Genomic DNA, 3,351 nt, shown 5'->3' with positions numbered 1-3,351 from the left:
ACCACGGTGTGACGATCGAGGACTCGGCGCTCGTCGCCGCCGCCTCCCTCTCGAACCGCTACATCACTGCGCGCCAGCTTCCGGACAAGGCCATCGACCTCATCGACGAGGCCGCGTCCCGGCTCAAGATGGAGATCGACTCGGCGCCCGTCGAGATCGACACGCTCCAGCGTCAGGTCGAGCGGATGAAGCTGGAGGAGTTCGCCCTCAAGAAGGAGAAGGACGAGGCGAGCAAGGAGCGCCTGGAGCAGCTGCGGGAGCGGTTGCGCGAGCAGGAGGCCCAGCTGGAGGAGCTGCAGGCCCGCTGGCGCGCCGAGAAGGCGTCGCTGAACCGCGTGGGCGAGTTGCGGTCGCAGCTCGAGGAGGCCAAGACCCGGCGCGACCTCGCCCTGCGCGACGGCCGCTACCAGGAGGCGTCCCGCATCGAGTACGAGACCATCCCGGGCATCGAGCGAGAGCTGGCCGAGGCTGAAGCGGCCGAGCACGACCACCCGCGCATGGTGAACGAGCAGGTCACGGCCGACGACATCGCCGCCGTCGTCGCCGCGTGGACCGGCATCCCCGTCGACCGCCTCACCCAGGGCGAGACCGAGAAGCTGCTGAACCTGGAGCACGAGCTGGGCCGGCGGATCATCGGCCAGAAGAGGGCCGTGCAAGCGGTGGCGGATGCGGTGCGCCGCACGCGCGCCGGGATCTCCGACCCCGGACGCCCGACCGGATCGTTCCTGTTCCTCGGCCCGACCGGTGTCGGCAAGACCGAACTCGCGAAGGCGCTCGCCGCGTTCCTCTTCGACGACGAGAAGGCGATGGTCCGCATCGACATGAGCGAGTACGGGGAGAAGTTCTCCGTCTCCCGCCTCGTCGGAGCGCCTCCCGGCTATGTCGGTTACGAGCAGGGCGGTCAGCTGACCGAGGCCGTGCGCCGGCGTCCGTACTCGGTGATCCTGCTCGACGAGGTCGAGAAGGCGCATCCCGAGGTCTTCGACGTGCTGCTGCAGGTGCTGGACGACGGCCGTCTCACCGACGGCCAGGGCCGCACCGTGGACTTCCGCAACACCATCCTGGTCCTCACCTCGAACCTCGGCAGCCAGTTCCTCGTCGACACGACGCTGAACGCGACCGAGCGCGAGGAGGCTGTGCTGCAGCTGGTCCGGCAGGCCTTCAAGCCGGAGTTCGTGAACCGCCTCGACGACATCGTCGTGTTCTCGGCCCTGACCCAGGAGGAGCTCGGCGAGATCGTCGAGCTGGGCATCGACCGGCTGATGCTGCGGCTCTCCGAGCGGCGCCTGGAGCTGGCGGTCACACCGGATGCGCGGGCCTGGCTGGCCGAGCGCGGCTACGACCCCATCTACGGAGCCCGCCCGCTGCGCCGCCTGATGCAGCGCGAGATCGAGGACCGGCTCGCGACCGAGTTGCTGGCCGGCGAGGTCCGGGACGGCGATCTGGTGCGGGTCGACCTCGACAGCGAGAACGACCACCTGACGGTGTCGGCCGTGCGCGAGTGACGGCCGCACCCGCCGGACGCGTAGGCTTCTGAGCATGCGTGCTGCTGTCATCCACGGGGAGCGCGATGTGCGCCTCCAAGAGGTCCCTGCTCCCGTCCTGTACACCGGCCCTGACGCCGACGGCCTCGATGCCGTGGTCCGGGTGGTCGCCGCCTGCGTCTGCGGCAGCGACCTGTGGCCCTACCGCGGGGTGGTCCCCACGACGGAACCGCGCCGCATCGGCCACGAGTTCGTCGGCGTGGTCGAGCAGGTCGGCCCCGGCGTGCAGAAGATCAAGCCGGGCGACTTCGTGATCGCTCCGTTCTACGACTGCGACATGACGTGCGTGAACTGCCGGAACGGTGTCAGCACCTCGTGCCTCCACGGCGGCTGGTGGGGAGCGGACGACCGCAACGGCGGCTTCGCCGACGGCGGCCAGGGCGAGTATGTCCGCGTCCCGCACGCCGACGGCTCCTTGGTCGCGACGCCCGAGTACCCGCGCGCCGACCTCATCCCGAGCCTGCTGACGCTGTCGGATGTGATGGGCACCGGCCACCACGCCGCGGTCTCGGCCGGCGTCACGGCGGGGAGCACGGTCGTCGTCGTCGGTGACGGCGCGGTCGGCCTCTGCGCGGTGCTCGCCTCGGCGCGGCTCGGAGCTTCCCGGATCATCGCGATGTCGCGCCACGAGAGCCGCCAGGCGCTGGCCCGCGAGTTCGGCGCGACCGACATCGTCGCCGAGCGCGGTGACGCCGGGGTCGCCGCCGTCGTGGAGCTGCTGGACGGGATCGGCGCGGACTGCGTGCTCGAGGCGGTGGGCACCAAGGAGTCGATGGATCAGGCGATCCGTTCCACGCGCCCCGGTGGGATGGTCGGCTACGTCGGCGTCCCGAACGGCGGACCCGAACTCCCGGTTCGCCCGTTGTTCAGCAGCAACATCGGGGTGAACGGCGGCGTCGCTCCCGTGCGCAACTACATCGAGGACCTGCTGCCGGACGTGTGGTCCGGTGCGATCGAGCCGGGTCGCGTCTTCGACCTGGAGCTCCCGCTGACCGACATCGCGGAGGCGTATGCCGCGATGGATGAGCGGCGCGCCATCAAGACGCTCGTGCGTCCGTAGCCGTCGCCGCGGCGTCAGCCGTGGTAGCGGACGATCTCCTCCAGAGGACGACGGCTACGCGGCGCCGACTCGCGCTCGCGCAGCCGATCCGGCAGCGAGTCCGGGTCGCCGAGCACACCGAGCGCGGTGACGGAGACCGGCTCGAAGCGCTCCTCGAGGTCGAAGGCCTGACGCAGCCCGTCCGGGTCGAAGCCGCCCATCTGGTGTGCGTGCAGCCCGTCGTGGTGGGCCTGGATGGTGAGATGGGCCACGGCCTGCCCGAGGTCGTAGGTGGCCCAGCGGCGCTCGTGACCCTCTGCGTCCACGACCTCAGCGGCCGCGACGATGAGGACCGCGGCGGCTATGGCCCAGGCCTGGTTGAAGCCCTGGAGGTTCGCGACGATGGTGTCGAACTCCGCCGTGCCCCGGCGGGCGACGATGAAGCGCCACGGCTGCGTGTTCGAGGCCGACGGCGACCAGCGCGCCGCTTCGAGCGCCGAACGCAGGACGATGTCATCCACCTCGGCCGAGGCGTCGAACGCGCGGGGACTCCAGCGCTCGGCGAGAGTGGTCAGCAGGGGCGCGGACGTGTCGGCGGTACGGGTGGCGGCCTCGGCGATGGGCATGGCTCCTCCAGGGGATGCTCGGTGGGATGGGGTCGGCTCCATTGCCTGGCTATGTCCATGTAAACACATGGTTCGCGGAGGAATTCCCGCGCATCCCGTCCCTCCCCTTTCGCCGAAGTGCTCGTTGTTGCACGCGGGCACG

At 70.5% G+C, this 3,351-nt stretch carries 3 protein-coding genes; 2 read left to right on the top strand and 1 reads right to left on the bottom strand.

Annotated elements, in window-relative coordinates:
• The coding region (locus ACTHMF_RS12215) for an AAA family ATPase (RefSeq protein WP_440317877.1) at positions 1 to 1,505 on the top strand (1,505 nt) is incomplete at its 5' end.
• Between the two features lie 34 nt (positions 1,506 to 1,539).
• Positions 1,540 to 2,604, top strand: a complete 1,065-nt coding sequence (locus tag ACTHMF_RS12210; protein ID WP_440317876.1) for a zinc-dependent alcohol dehydrogenase family protein — start codon at positions 1,540 to 1,542, stop codon at positions 2,602 to 2,604.
• Between the two features lie 14 nt (positions 2,605 to 2,618).
• On the opposite strand, the gene ACTHMF_RS12205 is transcribed toward ACTHMF_RS12210, so the two are convergent.
• Positions 2,619 to 3,209: a nitroreductase family protein gene (locus ACTHMF_RS12205; RefSeq protein ID WP_440317875.1), complete on the bottom strand. Its 591-nt coding sequence runs from the start codon at positions 3,207 to 3,209 to the stop codon at positions 2,619 to 2,621.
• Between the last annotated feature and the right edge of the window lie 142 nt (positions 3,210 to 3,351).

Source organism: Leifsonia sp. (assembly GCF_051955155.1).
GTDB lineage: Bacteria > Actinomycetota > Actinomycetes > Actinomycetales > Microbacteriaceae > Leifsonia.
Note: the sequence above shows the minus strand (reverse complement) of the source record. Positions and strands in the feature narration are given on the sequence as shown.